Genomic DNA, 17,198 nt, shown 5'->3' on the forward strand with positions numbered 1-17,198 from the left:
GGGCGCCTCAGGTGGTCCGGGGTGCCGGAGTCTCACCCGCCACTGGATCGCCGGCCGCGGCTCGGTCCGTTGCAGGGGTCTGACGGCTCAACCGCTTCCGTACGAGACGGCTCTGCGCCGCCACCGTCACGATCACGCCCGCGCCGAGGACCGGCCAGGCGAGCGGGCCCGCCGCGATCACGGCGGTGACCAGGAGCGGTCCGCCGCTGCGCTGGGCCGACGAGGAGAGGCCGTGCACCCCGAGGTAGGCGCCCTGGGCGTCGTCGGGGGCGAGCGCGATCGAGAGCTCCCAGGAGGCGATGGCGTGCAGTATCTCCGCGAAGGTGAGCGCGACCGCCGCGAGGGTGAGGGCGGCGACGGCGAGCCATGTGCCGCCGAGCACGGAGACGGTCAGGGCGGCACACCCGACGACGAAGCAGGCCGCCAGGGGGACGAGGAGCGCGCGGGCCCGCTCCGGGGTGCTGCCGAACCGGGACAGCGGGACCTGGCAGCAGACGACCAGCACGCAGTTGAGCACCATGAGGAGCGGTGCAAGACCGTGCGGGGCGTCGGTGGCGTGGACGATCCACAGGGGGATGCCGACCTGGAGCACCGCGTCGTCGAGGAAGAGGGCCGCCTCGGTCACCGTGAAGAGCAGATAGGGACGGTCGCGCCAGGGGTTGGACGGCGGGGCGGCCGGCGCGGTCGCCGAGGAGTCGGTGACCAGGCGGGACGGCGAAGGCGGTTCGGCGCAGCGCAGGGTGAGGGCGGCGGCGACGAGGAAGCTGACCACGTTGCCGATGAGCAGTGCCTGGTAGGCGTGGGTGGTGCCGACGGCGAGCGCGAGGGCCCCGGCGAGGCCGCCGACGGCCCAGCCCGCGTTGGAGACGGTGCGCTGCACGGCTTGGTACGTGGTGCGGTCCGGGCCCGCGATGCGGGCGGCGTACAGCTTGGTGAGTACGTTGGCACCGCGGTCTGCGAGGCTGTTGACGGCCGAGTAGAGCAGGAGCAGCGCGAAGTTGTCCGTCGTGAGCAGCGCCAACAGCGCGACGGCCTGCTGGAGTTGGGCGCCGATGATGATGCGGGTGACCGGGAAGCGGTCGGCGAGGTGGCCCGCGAGCGGCGCGCCCGCGATGCCGACGGCGCCCGAGACGCCTAAGAGGACGCCGACCTCGGCGACGGACAGTCCGGTGACGAGCGTGAAGTAGAGAGCGGCCGCGCCCATCCAGAGGCCGGTGCCCGCCTTGTTGATCAGGGCGATCCAGAGCATGCGACGGCCGTCGGCACCCCCTGGTATGCGTGCGTACAGCGCGGTTCGTCGACGGCTGAGGCTCACCCATCCCCCTTGACTCGACCTGGACTTGGCCGGCTGCGAACTTGACCGACACTTTGTACCGATACATACTTACCTCTGTGGCAGCACAATATGCGATCAGCGGGTCGACCGCCAAGGGAATCACCGCGTCGGTCGAACAGGCCGTGGCCGACGGCGGGTTGGCGCCGGGCGCCGCGCTGCCTCCGGTGCGCAGGCTCGCCGACGAGCTGGGGGTCAGCGCCGGCACGGTGGCGACGGCCTACAAGGAGTTGCGGCAGCGCGGCATCGTGGTGACGCGCGGCCGGGGCGGCACCGTCGTGGCACAGGCCCCGGCGGTCGGGTCCCGCAGGCCGCCCAGGGCACCGCGAGGGGTGTGCGACCTGGCGGGCGGACATCCGGATTCCTCCCTGCTCCCGGTCCTGATGCCGCCTGCCCGGGTGGAGCCGGTCAGCGGTTCGCACCGCGCGTCGCCGCGCCTCGCGGGGCTCGAGGAAGTGGCCAGGGAGTGGTTCGCGCGGGACGGGGTGCCCGACAGCCGGGTGACCTTCGCGCACGGAGCGCTGGACTGCATGGCCCGGCTCCTCTCGGTGGAGCTGAAGCCCGGCGACACGGTGGCCGTGGAGGACCCCGGTTTCCACCACCTCCTCGACCTCGTACCGGCGTTGGGGCTTCGCATGACACCCGTGGCCGTGGACGACGAGGGCATCAGGCCGGAAGCGCTGCGCGGAGCACTGCGGGCGGGCGCCAGGGCCGTGGTGTGCAGCCCGCGGGGGCAGAACCCGATGGGCGGCCACTTCACGGCGGCGCGGCGCGAGGCGCTGCTCGCGGTCCTCGACGGCTACCCGGACGTGCTCGTCATCGAGGACGACCACAACGCCGAGGTGGCGGGGGCGGGCCCGCACTCACTGGCGACCGGCGGACTCCCCCGCTGGGCGCAGGTGCGCACCGTCTCCAAGCACCTGAGCATCGACCTGCGGTGGGCGGCCCTCGCGTGCGACGCCACCACGCTGGCCCGCCACGAGGGGCGGATGCTGCTCACCTCGGGGTGGGTCAGCCACGTACTGCAGGAGACGGTCGAGCGCACGATGACGGACCCCGCGGCACGCGAGGTGGTGGCCCGGGCGGAGGGCGCCTACGCGGAACGGCGCGAAACCCTGATCCGTGAACTCGCGGGGCACGGCATCGCGGCGCGGGGGGCCAGCGGACTAAACGTATGGGTACCGGTGCGGGACGAGTCCGCGGTCGTCAACGGGCTGCGCTCGCGGGGCTGGTGGGTGGCAGCGGGCGCCCGCTTCCGCATCGCCGCACCCACGGCCGTGCGCATCACCACATCCGCCCTGAAGGCACCGGACGCGTCCCGCTTGGCGGCGGACTTCTCCGCCGTACTCGACGAGTCCGAGGCCACGTATGGGGGGTGAGGGCACCCAGGGGGCTGGGCGACCGGGCCGAGGTCACGCATGCGGGTGGGGGACAGCGGTCTTACCCAGGGGCGCGGGGAACTGCGCGAGCAACCCCCACCCGCCCGCACGAGACACACGCCCCAGACCGAGCGACCCGGCCTACACCACGAGCAGGATCACCAGCAGCGCCACGCCAAGGGCGCTGCCCACCGCCCCGCAGATGATCCCCGCGAGGGCCTGCCCCCCGTTCGTCGCCTCGCCGCGCCGCGCCTTCCCGCGCCCCAGCGCGCCGAAGATCACCGCGAGGATGCCGAGGACGATCGCCAGCGGCCACAGGCAGAAGCCGGCGGCCGCGACAATCCCGAGGACGAGCCCGGCCACGCCCATGCCGTTCGCGGGCGCCATCGGCATGGCGGGCCAGCCGTATCCGCTGTACCCGGGCCCACCCTGACCACCCGGCTGGCCCGGATAACCCGCGTAGCCCGGATAGCCGGGCTGAGCCGGATAACCCGCGTAGCCCGGGTAACCCTGCTGCTGCCCCGGCCCCTCCGGCGAGATCGGAGGCGGCGGCACCGGCTCCCCGGGCGCCGCGAAGGGGCCAGGCCCTCCCACCTGCGGAGGCGGAGGCGGCACCACTCCCGGCGCCGGTGCGCCCGTCCACCGGTCGTGCACCGAAGACGACCCCCGCCGCTCCGGCGGCACCGCATCCTCCGGCGGCGGCGCCCACGGATCACGCTCGCGCTCCCCCGGCGCCCCCGCGCCGCCTGCGCCGCCTGCGCCGCCCTCACCGGGCACGGCGTCGTCCTCGGACTTCGCGGACATGACGGGTCACCTCTTTCGTACGTTCCGTCATGCTACGGCCCTCGCTTTACCCGGCCGACCGCCAACCCCCGGCAGCCAACCCCGACCGCCGCCCCCGACCGCCCTCACAAACCGCCGCCTACGATGAGCCCGACCCACCGATCAGCCGATCAAACCCGTTCCTGGGGAGGAAACCGTGACCGAGCAGCAGACCGCCCCCGCACCCGCACCCGCGACACCCGGCGCCCCGCAGACATTCCCGCACGCGTTCATCGCCGGACTGCCCAAGGCGGAGCTGCACGTGCACCACGTCGGGTCGGCCTCCCCCCGCATCGTCTCCGAGCTGGCCGCCCGGCACCCCGACTCCGCGGTGCCGACCGACCCCGAGGCGCTCGCCGACTACTTCACGTTCACGGACTTCGCGCACTTCATCCAGGTCTACCTCTCCGTCGTGGACCTGATCCGCACCGCGGACGACGTGCGCCTCCTCACCTACGAGGTGGCCCGCGACATGGCGCGGCAGAACGTGCGCTACGCCGAGCTGACCATCACCCCGTACTCCTCCGTCCGCCGCGGCATCGACGACCGCGCCTTCATGGACGCCATCGAGGACGCCCGCAAGGCCGCCGAGCGCGAGTTCGGCACCGTACTGCGCTGGTGCTTCGACATCCCCGGCGAGGCCGGGCTCACGTCGGCCGAGGAGACGCTCCGGCTGGCCGTCACCGACAAGCTGCGCCCCGAGGGCCTGGTCTCCTTCGGGCTCGGCGGGCCCGAGATCGGCGTGCCGCGCCCGCAGTTCAAGCCGTACTTCGACCGGGCCATCGAGGCGGGCCTGCACTCGGTGCCGCACGCCGGCGAGACCACGGGCCCCGAGACGGTCTGGGACGCCCTCACCCACCTGCGGGCCGAGCGCATCGGCCACGGCACCACCGCCGCGCAGGACCCGAAGCTGCTCGCCCACCTCGCCGAGCACCGCATCCCGCTGGAGGTCTGCCCGACCTCGAACATCGCGACCCGCGCGGTCCGCACCCTCGACGAGCACCCGATCAAGCAGTTCGTGGACGCCGGCGTGATCGTCACCATCAACTCCGACGACCCGCCCATGTTCGGCACCGACCTGAACACCGAGTACGCCGTCGCCGCGCGCCTCCTCGACCTCGACGAGCGCGGCATCGCGGCCCTCGCGAAGAACGCCGTCGAGGCGTCCTTCCTGGACCCGGCGGGCAAGGCGAGGATCGCCGCCGAGATCGACACGTACACGGAGACGTGGCTCGCGCCGTGATCCCGTGACCACAATGGGCCCATGCGCACCGTGACTGCAGTGGCCCACCGAGGCGATCCCTACCGCGTCCGCGAGAACACGATCCCGTCCCTGCGCTCCGCGATCGAACGGGGCGCGGACGCGGTGGAGATCGACGTCCGCCTGAGCCGCGACGGCGTGCCCGTGCTGCTGCACGACGACACGCTCAAGCGGCTCTGGGGGTACGAGCGCCCGCTCGCCGCCCTCTCCGCCGCCGAGGTCCACGGCCTCACCGAAGGCGGCGTGCCGACGCTCGCAGCCGCCCTCGCGGCGACGGAGGGGCACCGGCTCATGATCGACCTGCCGGGTGCGTCGTACGACGACGTGCGCACGGTCGTGGGAGTCGTCGCGGACCACGGGGCGGCCGAGCGCGTGTACTACTGCGCGGGCGGGCAGACGATGCTGGCCGTCCGCGAAGCCGATCCCGCCGCGGAGATCGCCCTGACCTGGACGACCCTGGCCCCGCCCCGCCCGGTCCTGCTGGACGCGGTCAAGCCGCGCTGGCTCAACTACCGCTTCCCGCTGGTCGACCGCGACCTGGTGTTCCAGGTGCACCGCCAGGGTCTGCTCGTCTCGGCCTGGACGCCGGACACCCGCCGCTCGATGCGCCGCCTCCTCGACGCGGGCGTCGACGCGATCACCACCAACCGCATCGACGTCCTGCGCACCCTGCACGCCCCCGCCTGAGGCACGCCGCCATAACCGGCTCCGGTTCGGCTCAGGCAGACCGGAGGGGCGGCAGCATCGCCTGCGCGTCCGCCCCCTCCCCCACCCAGAGGCCGATCACCAGCGCCGCCGTCGCCTCCAGCAGTCCCGCCCGCTCGAGGCCGCCGGCGGCGAGCGGGCGGCAGCCGAGGTCCCGCACCAACGCGTGTACGACAGCTCGCGCGCCCTCGTCGTCACCGCAGACCGGAACCGCCAGCGGGCGCCCGTCGAACACGGGCGGGTCCATCCGCCACACGTCCACGTGGCAGAGGTTGAACGCCTTGACCACGTGCGCGCCCGGCGCCGCGTCGGCGAGGCGGCGGGCCGCCGAGGGACCGCCGTCCGCCTCCGTGAGAAGGGCGAAGCCCGGACCCACCGGATTGGAACAGTCGATCAGCACCCGCCCCCGAAGGGCGGCTGCCACCCCTGCCGCCACCGGGACCCCGGCCGCGTACGGCAGCGCGAGCAGTACCGCCTCACCGAACTCCGCCGCCGCCCGGACCGCGCCGTGCCGCACGGCACCGATCCGGGCGGCGAGCGAGGCCGCCGCGCCCTCGTCGCGCCCGCCGACCATGACCTCGTGACCCGCCCGCACCCACCGCGTGCCGAGCGCGTCCGCCATGCCACCCGTGCCGATGATGCCGATCCGCATGCCGCTTCCCCTCGTCGTCCGGCTCGGTCACCGGAATCAAGGACGACAGTAGGAAGCCGCTCGGGCACCATTCGGTAAGTGACCGCCGAACACGACCTCCTCGCCGACTGCCGCGCCCGCCTCGCGTTCGACCTGCTCGCCAACACCTGGAACGCCGTGGTGCTGTGGTCCCTGCGGCACGGCCCGCGCCGCCCGCGCGAGCTGCGCGAGCGCATCGGCGGCATCAGCCCCAAGATCCTCACGGAGACACTGCGACGCCTCGAGTACAACGGCCTGGTGGCCCGGGAGTCGTACGCCGAGTCACCGCCGCGCGTCGAGTACGAACTGACCGCGCTCGGCCGGACGTTGCTCGGACCCATCGAGGGCTTCGGGGCATGGGCGTACGAGCACGGAGACGCGGTCATGGCGGCACAGGAGCGGGCCGACGCCGACCACGAGCGATCCCCCTAGGGGTAAACCCGGCCGACGCCCCTGATGTCACGGCCTGTCGCCCCCGACGGTCTCCAGGGTCCAGCTTCTCCCCGCCGACGATCCGCCCTGCCTCCGCGGCCACCAGGATGGCGTCAGTCCACCACGACCGCCCCAGGAGTCGCCGTGATGTCACCCGCCCGTGCCGCTCTCGCCGCCGCCCTCGTCCTCGGCCTGACCGGCGCCGCGGCCGCCCCCGCGCTCGCGCACCCCGCGCATGCCCCCGCCACCACCCTCACCGCCTCGGCCGACACCACGGCGAACAGACCCGACAGCAAGGCCCTGCGCGACGCGATCAAAGGGTTGCCGAACGCCGATGCGACCGCCGCGCTCGTCCGGGTCGGCGGCACGGACGGCACCTGGCGCGGCAGTTCGGGCGTGCACGACCTGGACACGCGCCGGAAGGCCGACCCGCACGGCCGATTCCGGGCCGGGTCGACGACCAAGATCGTGACGGCGGCCGTCGTGCTGCAGCTGGCCGCCGAGGGCCGGATCGACCTCGACAGGCCCGTCCAGCACTACCTGCCGGGCCTGTTCACGGAGAAGTTCAAGCCCATCCCCGTACGCAGTCTCCTCAACTACACCAGCGGTCTCGAGGCGGGCGACGGCTTCGACGACGAATTCGCCCACCGCTACGACACGTTGGACCCACGGACCGTCGTCGCCTCCGCCATCGCCAAGGGCCCGGCGCACGACCCGGGCGACGAGCAGCACTACCGCAACATCCATTACACCGTGCTCGGCCTGCTGATCGAGAAGGTCACGGACGACTCGTACGCCCACCAGGCCGCCCAGCGGATCTTCCGGCCGCTCCAGCTGCGCGACACGTACTTTCCCGGTACCGACCCCCGCATCCGCGGCCCGCACAACCGCGGCTACCAGAAGCGGGAGCAGGCGGACGGCACCACGCGCCTCGTGGACGTCACCGAGTGGAACCAGTACGACCGTTTCGCGGCCGGCGACATGATCTCCTCGACGGCCGACCTGGAGAGGTTCACGCAGGCCCTGTTCGCGGGGAAGGTCGTGCCGCAGCCGCAGCTCAAGGAGATGTTCACGCTGCCCCGCCTCGCACCGGGCACCCCCGAACCCGCCTTCGGAGCAGGTCTGCAGCGCACGGAGGTCGGCGACAAGGTGCTGTGGTTCAAGACCGGCTCTCGCTACGGCTACACGAACATCATCGCCTCCACGGAGAACGGCTCACGTACCCTCGTGTACTCGGTCAACGCCACCGACGCGAAGGGCAAGGACATTCACCCGGTGGCCCAGCGCATAGTCGCGGCCGCACTCCGCTGAGCCCGCGCGCCGGGCGACGAACGAACAGAGACTCGAGGTCGGACATGGTGTGCTCGTGGGACTGGGAGAGCGGCGAAGGGCTGCTGCGCATCGACGATCCGGCCGACTGGGACGCGGCCTACGAACGCGGCGACCCGCGTCTCGGTACAGCGGTCATCGGACTCGCCCTCAATTGCACGCTGGCCGAGGTCTCACCGCGCATCATCAAGGCGATGCGGCTGGCGGACCCCGGCCAGCGCGGGTTCGCGTTCACCGCGGCGGGCCACGCGGCGCGCCTCAACGGTGAACTGACCCCGGAGCTGTACGCCGCCCTGCGGGCGGAGGGCCACGGCGGCTTCGCCGAGACCGCCGTCGACGACACACTGACGTTCGTGCCGTTCCGTCAGCTGCCACCGTGGTTCAAGTGGCGGAAGGCCGCGTCGAGAGTGGAGAACAAGCTGGAGGTCTGGCGGCTGCACGTCACCTACGCGGCCGAGGACCTCCGCAAGGCCCTGCGCGGACGCCGCCGCTCCGGGTAGCACCGGCCCGCGCTCACAACCCCGCCAGCGCATTCCACCGCTTCGCGAACTCCGTGCGCTCCTTCGACGTGATGTCGCGTGCGATGGCGAGCCGTTCGCGCATCGCGTCGTCCGGGAAGATCAGCGGGTCCTCGGCGAGGGCGGCGAGTTCCTTGTCCTTGGCGGAGGCGAGGACGTCGCGGGCGGCCGGGACGGGGCAGACGTAGTTGACCCAGGCGGCGAGCTCCGCCGCCACCTCGGGTTCGTAGTAGTGGTCGATGAGCCGCTCGGCATTCCGCTTGTGGCGGGCCAGGTTGGGGACCATCAGGGACTCGGCCCACAGCTCCGCGCCCTCCTCGGGGACGACGAACTCGATGTCCGGGTCGTCCGCCTGGAGCTGGATGACGTCGCCGCTGTAGGCCTGACAGGCCAGGACGTCGCCGCTGGAGAGGTCCTTGATGTAGTCGTTGCCGGTGAAGCGGCGGATGTGGTGGCTGTCCACCATCTTCTCGACCCTGTCGCACATCCGGTGGAAGTCGTCCGCCGTCCACTTCCTGATGTCGACGCCGTCGCCCTGGAGCAGCAGCGCGAACGCCTCGTCGAGGCCGGAGAGGAGGGTGACCCGGCCCTTGAGGTCGTCCGCCCACAGGTCGGAGACCTGCTTGATCTCCCGGCCGAGCTTCCGCTTGTTGTACGCGATGCCGGTGATGCCCGACTGCCAGGGGACGGTGTACTTCCGGCCCGGGTCGAAGTGCGGTGACCGCAGGAGCGGGTCGAGGTACTTGGTGACGTTGGGCTGACGTGCGCGGTCCATCTCCTGCACCCAGCCGAGCCGTACGAAGCGTGCGCACATCCAGTCGCTGATGACGATGAGGTCCCGGCCGGTCTCCTGGTGGTTCATCAGGGACGGGCTGATCTTGCCGAAGAACTCGTCGTTGTCGTTGATCTCCTCCGTGTAGCGGACGTCTATCCCCGTCCGCTTCTCGAAGGCGTCCAGCGAGGGGCGCTTCGTCTTGTCCTTGTCATCGGTGTCTATGTAGAGCGGCCAGTTGGCGAAGGCCAGCTTCTTGTCCTTGCGGGAGCGGTCGTCCGCGGCCCGCTCCCCCGGCTCGATGTACGCGGCGGGCACCCCGCACCCCGCGAGCACACCGGCGGCCGCACCGCCGCCCAGGGCGCGCATGAAGGAACGGCGGTGCATCGGACGGGCTGTCGGTCGGGCCGAGGAGGCTCTGGGGTTCGCTCGCACCCCGGCAGCATGCGCCTCGGCGCGCGGGCGCGGCAATGGACGCAGCGTCGAGCCCCGCGGCGAGGAGCCGACACCTTGTCGATCAGTCGGGGCGCGTCACGCGGGGTCGAGCCAGGCCGCCAGGTCGCCCGCGGTGACCCGCTCCAGGGGCGCGGCGTCGACCGGCCCCGGGTACAGGCGGTACGCCGTGCCGGATGCGGCGCCCGCCGCGCCGGGCAGGTCGCCGTCCACCAGCGCGAGCAGGGCGGCGCGGTCCGTCAACTCCGGCTCCGCGCACAGGGAGTCCGGCTCCCAGCCGTCCCGTACGCGCAGCGCGAAGTCGGCGCGCGGCTCGTCATCGGCCCGGCGGTAGCCCCACAGGACGTGGCCGCGGCCGCGCACGTACACCTCGCCGTCGGTGCGGGCCGCCGCCGTCCAGCAGGCGAGGTCCCACAGGGTGGCCCGGCCGCGGGGCTCGAAGGTGGCGAGCAGATCGTTGCCCATGCGGCCGATCTGCTTGCGGTAGCGCCACACGTCGTGGCCGGCGCCCGTGGTGGCGAGGGTGACGTCCGCCCACCAGGCGTGCCGCGTCCGGAGGTCGACGATCATCGGCACGCGCAGCTTCGCGTCGCCCCCGAGGTCGAAGCGCTGCCGCACGGTCCGCGGGTCGTAGACGGCCCGCTCCTTGTCCTGCACCGCCATGAACCCGGCGAAGGCGTCGGGCAGTTCGTCGAAGGGCACGTCGTTGTACGAGAGGACCGCGGGCACGACGAACCGCACCCCGGTGCTCACGAGCCGGGGCAGGTCGAGGTCCAGGTACTCGGTGGCGCCGTGCGGTGCGGGCGCGGAGGTCAGGTCGCCGGAGTGCCGGGCGGCGCCGCCCGCGTGCTCCAGCTGCGTGTAGTCGCAGAGGCCGACCAAGCGCCACTGGTCGTCGTAGAGCGCGACGGACAGGTCGAGGTCGACGCGCGTGCCCTTGGGCTGGGTCCAGTGCAGGAAGAGCCGCACGGTCTCGCTGTCCGCGGGCATGGGCAGGGAGCTGCCGCGCGGCACGGCGACGAGCGAGGCGGCGGACGCGCGTTCGGCGAACGGCACGGGCAGGTCGGCGAGCGCGGCGTCCAGGACGGCCACTTCGTACCGCTCCCCCTCGCGGGCGGCGAGGCGCCGGACGGCCTCCGCCGCGATGAGCTCGCCGGCGCGGCCCGCGACGCGGGGCGGCAGCGGCGGCCGGTGGTCCTCGACCGCGTACGCCTTGGTGACGCGCCCGCGCGGGAAGAAGACGCGGCGGTACCCCGGCACGGCGCGGATCTTCATGCGGCCATACGCGCCGAGCAGCGGCCCGGGGCCGGAGCGCGGCAGGGCGTCGGCGAGCGCGTCGCCCACCGTGCCGGGGAGGGTCGTCGAGCCGGAGCGGGCGAGCAGCAGGTCGAGCCGGCGCAGGAGCTCACCGGGGCGCTCGCGCAGGAGTCGTACCGCCGCTTCGACGTCCCAGTGCGCGAGGGCCTCTTCGACGCGTCCCTGCCAGGTGACGACGCGCAGCCGGTCACCGGTGAGGCGCACGGCGTCGTGCCGGGCGGCCTCGGCGAGCAGCACCTCGCCGAGCGCCCCGTCGCGCACGCGTGTCCCGCGCAGGGCGGCGAAGGCGAGCGCCACGCGCGCGTGCCGGTGGGCCTGTTCGAAGGGGTGCAGTATTTCGCCGACCCGCTGCCACGCGCGCGGGTGGCGGGCCATGTCCTCGGCCAGGCGGCGGAGGTCGAACCCGTCGAGGAGGGCGAGGAGTTCCCGGCGGACGGGACGCGGGAGGCCGCGCAGGCGCGGGAGTTCGAGCAGGTCGGGGTCGCCCCCGGAACGTACGACGAGCAGGCGCAGCACGTCGGTGGCCGTGTCGGCGTACCGCGCGACCAGGGGGCGCGCGTCGGGGATGTCGAGCAGCGGCGCGAGGGCGAGGGCCTTGCTCTCGCGCAGCGGGATGGCGGCCGGGAGCCGGTCCGCCGCGGTCGCCGGGTCCAGGCGGCCGAGGAGCAGGACGAGGTCGTCGTGGTCCTGCGGGTTCAGGGGCGTGCGACGGGCGAGCAGCGCGGTGAGCTCGGCGGCGGCGTCGCCGGGGGCGCCGAGGCGCAGGGCGCGCAGGACGGGGCCGCCGTCGCCGCCGAGACCGGCGCCGGTGTCGAGCCAGGGGTCGGTGGGGCCGTCGGTCTCGTAGCGCTGCTCGCAGATCGGGCAGGTGTACCACTCGCAGCACTGGTCGCAGCAGTACCAGACGGTCCTCTTGCCGCCGAGGCAGGCGTCGCACAGCAGGTGGGCGCAGGGGTCGAGCGCGCGCACGCGTGCCTTGGTGCCCGCGCAGTTCATGCAGGGCTGGTGCGGCTGGGCGGCGAGGTACTGAGCGACGACGGTGGTGTAGCGGTCGTACGCGGGCTGGTAGGCGGTCTCCGCGGGGAACCGCGCGAACAGCGGGGCGTGGTGCCGGTCGGAGCCCATCAGCGCGTCGACGTCGGCGAGCAGTTCGCGCCCGGTCGCGGCGAGGTCGTCCACGGAGAGCGCGGTCAGGGCGCGGCGCAGCGGGGCGGTCAGGAGGTGCCCGCGGTCGGCGAGTTCGGCTTCGAGGACGACGACCGCGGCGTCGGTCGCCGCGGACCGTCCGATGCCTTCGGGGACGTACACGCTCTGCCGACGGCGCAGCAGCAGCGCGGCGAGCTCGTCGGTCGTTGTCGTCGTCATCAGGTCCCACCCCCGTGGTGCAGAGAAAAGCGGGGGCGGGGAGTGGGTGCGCTACGGATCTTTTGCAGAGAAGAAAAAGAAGGAAGCACACCACGGAGCCGCCCCCGCGTACGCAACGGTACGCGGGGGCGGTGGGGCCCGGCATCTCAATTGGCCCAGGCCACAGAGGTACTAGCCCTCGATCGAGGTCATCACGTGCTTGATGCGCGTGTAGTCGTCGAAGCCGTACGCCGAGAGGTCCTTGCCGTAGCCGGACTTCTTGAAGCCGCCGTGCGGCATCTCGGCGACGAGCGGGATGTGCGTGTTGATCCAGACGCAGCCGAAGTCGAGGACCTTGGACATGCGCATCGCGCGCGCGTGGTCCTTCGTCCAGACGGAGGAGGCGAGCGCGTACTCGACGCCGTTCGCGTACTCGACGGCCTGCGCCTCGTCCGTGAAGGACTGGACGGTGATGACCGGGCCGAAGACCTCGTTCTGGATGATCTCGTCGTCCTGCTTGAGGCCGGAGACGACGGTCGGCGCGAAGAAGTAGCCCTTCTCGCCGACCCGCTGGCCACCGGCCTCCACGCGCGCGTGCGCGGGCAGCCGGTCGATGAAGCCGGAGACCTGCTTCAGCTGGTTGGCGTTGTTGAGGGGGCCGTAGAGCACGTCCTCGTCGTCCGGCTGGCCGGTCTTCGTGTCGGCGGCGGCCTTGGCGAGCGCCGTCACGAACTCGTCGTGGATGGACTCGTGGACGAGCACGCGCGTGGCGGCCGTGCAGTCCTGGCCGGCGTTGAAGAAGCCCGCCATCGAGATGTCCTCGACGGCCTTGGCGATGTCGGTGTCCTCGAAGACCACGACCGGGGCCTTGCCGCCGAGCTCCAGGTGGACCCGCTTGAGGTCCTTGGACGCGGACTCGGCGACCTGCATGCCGGCGCGCACGGAGCCGGTGATGGAGGCCATCGCCGGGGTCTTGTGCTCGACCATCAGCCGGCCGGTGTCGCGGTCGCCCGTCACGACGTTGAAGACGCCGGGCGGCACGATGGAGCCGATGATCTCGGCCATCAGGACGGTCGACGCGGGGGTGGTGTCGGACGGCTTCAGGACGACCGTGTTACCCGCCGCGAGCGCCGGGGCGAACTTCCACACGCCCATCATCATCGGGTAGTTCCACGGCGCGACCTGCGCGCAGACACCGATCGGCTCGCGGCGGATGATGGAGGTCAGACCCTCCATGTACTCGCCCGCGGCGCGCCCCTCCAGCATCCGGGCCGCGCCCGCGAAGAAGCGGATCTGGTCGACCATGGGCGGGATCTCCTCGGACCGGGTGAGTCCGATCGGCTTGCCCGTGTTCTCGACCTCGGCCGCGATGAGCTCCTCGGCCCGCTCCTCGAACGCGTCGGCGATCTTGAGCAGGGCCTTCTGCCGCTCGGCGGGCGTCAGGTCCCGCCAGGCGGGGAACGCGTCGGCGGCGGCCTTCATGGCGGCGTCGACGTCGGCCTGGCCCGAGAGCGGCGCGGTGGCGTACGCCTCGCCGGTCGCCGGATTGATGACCTCGGTGGTCCGTCCGTCGGCCGCGTCCCGGAATTCTCCGTTGATGTAGTTGCGCAGACGGCGCAGCTCGGTGGTCACTTCCGCGGCCCTCCAAGTCAGATGTCCAGTGGATGAGACACCCACCCTAGTCGCTGTACCGACGCTTTCAACATACCCAGCGGCCCAGAACTGCGGAATCCGTGAGGATCGGAGTCGTAGACAACGAATTTCATCGATCTGGCCTTGCGGAAGTGACGAGACGTCGTGCACAGTGAGGTCGTGGCAAGTCGCAGCGCAGACCCCAGCAGCCCTCGCGGCTCACGCACCGGTAATCCGGGCGGGAGCGGCAGTGGGAACGGCACCCCGCCCGTGGACGCCGTCTCACTGGCGATCATCGAACAGCTCCAGGAGGACGGACGCCGTCCGTACGCCGCCATCGGCAAGGCCGTGGGCCTCTCCGAGGCGGCCGTGCGCCAGCGCGTCCAGAAGCTGCTCGACCAGGGCGTGATGCAGATCGTCGCCGTCACGGACCCGCTCACCGTGGGATTCCGCAGGCAGGCGATGGTCGGCATCGATGTCGAGGGCGATGTGGACCCGGTCGCGGACGCCGTGGCCGCCATGCCGGAGGCGGAGTACGTGGTGATGACCGCGGGCTCGCACGACCTCCTCGTGGAGATCGTCTGCGAAGACGACGACCACCTGCTCGAAGTCATCAACAAGCGCATCCGCGCCCTCCCCGGCGTGCGCTCCACCGAGAGCTTCGTCTACCTCAAGCTCAAGAAGCAGACCTATATGTGGGGAACCCGATAGCCGTGAGCAAGGACCTCAGCCAGACCGCCTACGACCACCTGTGGATGCACTTCACCCGCATGTCGTCGTACGAGAACGCGCCCGTTCCCACCATCGTGCGTGGCGAGGGCACCTACATCTACGACGACAAGGGCAAGAAGTACCTGGACGGCCTCTCCGGCCTCTTCGTCGTCAACGCGGGCCACGGCCGTCACGAGCTCGCCGAGACCGCCTACAAGCAGGCCCAGGAGCTGGCCTTCTTCCCCGTGTGGAGCTACGCCCACCCGAAGGCCGTCGAGCTCGCCGAGCGCCTCGCGAACTACGCGCCGGGCGACCTCAACAAGGTCTTCTTCACCACCGGTGGCGGCGAGGCCGTCGAGACCGCGTGGAAGCTGGCGAAGCAGTACCACAAGCTCACCGGCAACCACACGAAGTACAAGGTCATCTCGCGCGCGGTCGCCTACCACGGCACCCCGCAGGGCGCCCTGTCCATCACCGGCCTGCCGGCCCTGAAGGCCCCCTTCGAGCCGCTCGTCCCGGGCGCGCACAAGGTACCGAACACCAACATCTACCGCGCCCCGATCCACGGCGACGACCCCGAGGCCTTCGGCCGCTGGGCCGCCGACCAGATCGAGCAGGAGATCCTCTTCGAGGGTCCGGAGACGGTCGCCGCCGTCTTCCTGGAGCCGGTGCAGAACGCGGGCGGCTGCTTCCCGCCCCCGCCCGGCTACTTCCAGCGCGTGCGCGAGATCTGCGACAAGTACGACGTGCTGCTCGTCTCCGACGAGGTCATCTGCGCCTTCGGCCGTCTCGGCACGATGTTCGCCTGCGACAAGTTCGGTTACGTACCGGACATGATCACCTGCGCCAAGGGCATGACCTCGGGCTACTCCCCGATCGGCGCGTGCATCATCTCGGACAAGCTCGCCGAGCCGTTCTACAAGGGCGACAACACCTTCCTGCACGGCTACACCTTCGGCGGCCACCCCGTGTCCGCGGCGGTCGGCATCGCCAACCTCGACATCTTCGAGAAGGAGGGTCTCAACCAGCACGTCCTCGACAACGAGGACGCCTTCTACCAGACCCTGCGCAAGCTCCTCGACCTGCCGATCGTCGGCGACGTCCGGGGCAACGGCTTCTTCTACGGCATCGAGCTGGTGAAGGACAAGGACACCAAGGAGTCGTTCAACGACGAGGAGACCGAGCGCGTCCTGTACGGCTTCCTCTCCAAGGCGCTGTACGACAACGGCCTGTACTGCCGTGCCGACGACCGCGGCGACCCGGTCGTCCAGCTCGCCCCGCCGCTGATCTCCACGCAGGAGACCTTCGACGAGATCGAGGGCATCCTGCGCCAGGTGCTCACGGAGGCGTGGACGAAGCTCTGACCGGCCGTCAGGCCCGTCGTATGATCGAGTGATCAACACCGGCCCCGGGGGCACCCGTTCGAGTGAGAACGGGCGCCCCCGGGCCGCGTCCTTTCCGGGCGAGCGCACCGGAATCCCTAGCGTGCCCAGTGACCGATCGGCCCCGCCTTCGTTCCCCCGTACGGGGGAGGCAAACTGATCTGAACCGAGGTGTACGCCATGGTGGCCCCGCCGGACAACGACGTGCTGTGGGCACGCGCACTGCACGTCACACACAACGGCTCCCCCGCCCTCACCGGCGTCTCGCTCGGTGTCCGCGAGGGCGAGATCCTCGCCGTCAACGGCCCGCGCGGCTGCGGCAAAACGACACTCCTGCGGTGCCTGTCCGGGATGCTGCTCCCTCAGCAGGGCGAAGTGTGGTTCAACAGCACCCCCGTCCACACGATGCGCCCCCTCGTGCGTGAACGGCTGCGCCGCGACCGCTTCGGCTGGATCGACCCCGCGCCGCGTCTCGTCCCCGAACTCACCGCCTGGGAGAACGTCGCCCTGCCGCTGATGCTGCGCGGCACCTCCCGCCGGGTCTCCAAGTCCACCGCCCACGAGTGGCTGGACCGCCTCGACATCGGCGCGTGCGCCCGTAAGCGCCCGCACGCCCTGCTGCAGGCCGAGCGCCAGCGCGTCGCCATCGCCCGCGCCCTGGTCACCACGCCGTCCGTGCTCTTCGCGGACGAGCCGACCGCTCCCCTGCACCGCGCCGACCGCGCGCACGCGCTGCGCACCCTGACGACGGCGGCCCGCTCGCACGGCATCACCGTCGTCCTCGCCACACACGACGCGGAGGTCGCCGCCCTCGCGGACCGGACCGTGACGCTGCTGGACGGGCGACGCGTGCATACGGTTCATCTGCCGGCTGGGGAGGGGGTGGGTGCGGGTGCCGGTTCGGGTGCGGGTGCGGGTTCGGGCTCGCCTGAGGCGCCGGTCGAGGTGAGCACGTCGCACACGGCGGAAGCGCCGAGCGCGCCGAGCACGCCGAGCACGGAGGCGCCGGCCGTCTCCTCCCGTACCGTCAGCACCGCGGGCACCGTGAGCACCGCGGGCACCGTGAGCACCGCGGGCACCGCGGGCACCGCTAGCGCCCCGGGCGCCCCGGGCACCCCACCTCCCGCCAGCACCACGA

Annotated in this window: 13 protein-coding genes and 2 pseudogenes; 9 read left to right on the forward strand and 6 right to left on the reverse strand. The window is 72.0% G+C overall.

Annotation, left to right across the window (positions count from 1 at the left end):
* Positions 1 to 7 precede the first annotated feature (7 nt).
* A complete protein-coding gene (locus tag ACZ56E_RS28515) occupies positions 8 to 1,249 on the reverse strand; it encodes an MFS transporter (RefSeq protein ID WP_471218508.1) in 1,242 nt (413 codons plus the stop codon).
* A gap of 143 nt (positions 1,250 to 1,392) precedes the next feature.
* On the opposite strand from ACZ56E_RS28515, the gene ACZ56E_RS28520 reads away from it, so the two are divergent.
* The gene (locus ACZ56E_RS28520; RefSeq protein ID WP_471218510.1) at positions 1,393 to 2,712 is read left to right on the forward strand and encodes an aminotransferase class I/II-fold pyridoxal phosphate-dependent enzyme; all 1,320 of its coding nucleotides are present in this window, start codon (positions 1,393 to 1,395) and stop codon (positions 2,710 to 2,712) included.
* Positions 2,713 to 2,853: 141 nt separating this feature from the next.
* Here ACZ56E_RS28520 and ACZ56E_RS28525 read toward each other — a convergent pair whose 3' ends face one another.
* Complete coding sequence (locus ACZ56E_RS28525) at positions 2,854 to 3,516, reverse strand: DUF4190 domain-containing protein (RefSeq protein WP_471218512.1); 663 nt, start codon at positions 3,514 to 3,516, stop codon at positions 2,854 to 2,856.
* A 107-nt stretch (positions 3,517 to 3,623) separates the two neighbouring features.
* On the opposite strand from ACZ56E_RS28525, the pseudogene ACZ56E_RS28530 reads away from it, so the two are divergent.
* Positions 3,624 to 4,777 (forward strand): annotated as a pseudogene (locus ACZ56E_RS28530) (adenosine deaminase); the annotation flags it as partial.
* A 21-nt stretch (positions 4,778 to 4,798) separates the two neighbouring features.
* Positions 4,799 to 5,482, forward strand: coding sequence for a glycerophosphodiester phosphodiesterase (locus ACZ56E_RS28535; protein ID WP_471218514.1), 684 nt, complete (start codon positions 4,799 to 4,801; stop codon positions 5,480 to 5,482).
* A 31-nt stretch (positions 5,483 to 5,513) separates the two neighbouring features.
* Here ACZ56E_RS28535 and ACZ56E_RS28540 read toward each other — a convergent pair whose 3' ends face one another.
* Positions 5,514 to 6,152: an NADPH-dependent F420 reductase gene (locus tag ACZ56E_RS28540; RefSeq protein WP_471218516.1), complete on the reverse strand. Its 639-nt coding sequence runs from the start codon at positions 6,150 to 6,152 to the stop codon at positions 5,514 to 5,516.
* A 78-nt stretch (positions 6,153 to 6,230) separates the two neighbouring features.
* Between ACZ56E_RS28540 and ACZ56E_RS28545 the strand changes: the two genes are divergently transcribed.
* The 3 genes from ACZ56E_RS28545 (at position 6,231) to ACZ56E_RS28555 (ending at position 8,431) form a co-directional block, all read left to right on the forward strand.
* Positions 6,231 to 6,602 carry a winged helix-turn-helix transcriptional regulator gene (locus tag ACZ56E_RS28545; protein WP_471218518.1) on the forward strand — a complete coding sequence of 124 codons (372 nt, stop codon included), beginning with the start codon at positions 6,231 to 6,233 and terminating at the stop codon, positions 6,600 to 6,602.
* 147 nt (positions 6,603 to 6,749) lie between these two features.
* The gene (locus ACZ56E_RS28550) at positions 6,750 to 7,913 is read left to right on the forward strand and encodes a serine hydrolase domain-containing protein (protein ID WP_471218520.1); all 1,164 of its coding nucleotides are present in this window, start codon (positions 6,750 to 6,752) and stop codon (positions 7,911 to 7,913) included.
* Between the two features lie 44 nt (positions 7,914 to 7,957).
* The gene (locus ACZ56E_RS28555) at positions 7,958 to 8,431 is read left to right on the forward strand and encodes a hypothetical protein (RefSeq protein ID WP_471218522.1); all 474 of its coding nucleotides are present in this window, start codon (positions 7,958 to 7,960) and stop codon (positions 8,429 to 8,431) included.
* A gap of 13 nt (positions 8,432 to 8,444) precedes the next feature.
* Here the strand turns inward: ACZ56E_RS28555 and ACZ56E_RS28560 are convergent, their stop codons facing one another.
* The 3 genes from ACZ56E_RS28560 to ACZ56E_RS28570 form a co-directional block, all read right to left on the reverse strand.
* Entirely contained in the window at positions 8,445 to 9,608 is a 1,164-nt protein-coding gene (locus ACZ56E_RS28560) for a polyamine ABC transporter substrate-binding protein (RefSeq protein WP_471218524.1), read from the reverse strand.
* A gap of 144 nt (positions 9,609 to 9,752) precedes the next feature.
* On the reverse strand, positions 9,753 to 12,356 hold the full coding sequence (locus ACZ56E_RS28565; RefSeq protein ID WP_471218526.1) for an MXAN_6230/SCO0854 family RING domain-containing protein: 2,604 nt from the start codon (positions 12,354 to 12,356) through the stop codon (positions 9,753 to 9,755).
* A gap of 171 nt (positions 12,357 to 12,527) precedes the next feature.
* On the reverse strand, positions 12,528 to 13,967 hold the full coding sequence (locus ACZ56E_RS28570; protein WP_468611413.1) for a gamma-aminobutyraldehyde dehydrogenase: 1,440 nt from the start codon (positions 13,965 to 13,967) through the stop codon (positions 12,528 to 12,530).
* Positions 13,968 to 14,132: 165 nt separating this feature from the next.
* On the opposite strand from ACZ56E_RS28570, the gene ACZ56E_RS28575 reads away from it, so the two are divergent.
* From ACZ56E_RS28575 to ACZ56E_RS28585, 3 genes and pseudogenes are all read left to right on the forward strand, one after another.
* Entirely contained in the window at positions 14,133 to 14,678 is a 546-nt protein-coding gene (locus ACZ56E_RS28575) for an Lrp/AsnC family transcriptional regulator (protein WP_398308633.1), read from the forward strand.
* On the forward strand, positions 14,663 to 16,042 hold the full coding sequence (locus ACZ56E_RS28580; protein WP_404754710.1) for an aspartate aminotransferase family protein: 1,380 nt from the start codon (positions 14,663 to 14,665) through the stop codon (positions 16,040 to 16,042). Before ACZ56E_RS28575 ends, ACZ56E_RS28580 begins: the two co-directional genes overlap by 16 nt.
* Positions 16,043 to 16,240: 198 nt before the next feature.
* Positions 16,241 to 16,963, forward strand: a pseudogene (locus tag ACZ56E_RS28585) (ABC transporter ATP-binding protein); the annotation flags it as partial.
* Positions 16,964 to 17,198: the final 235 nt, after the last annotated feature.

The organism is Streptomyces sp. NPDC039480, assembly GCF_055597165.1.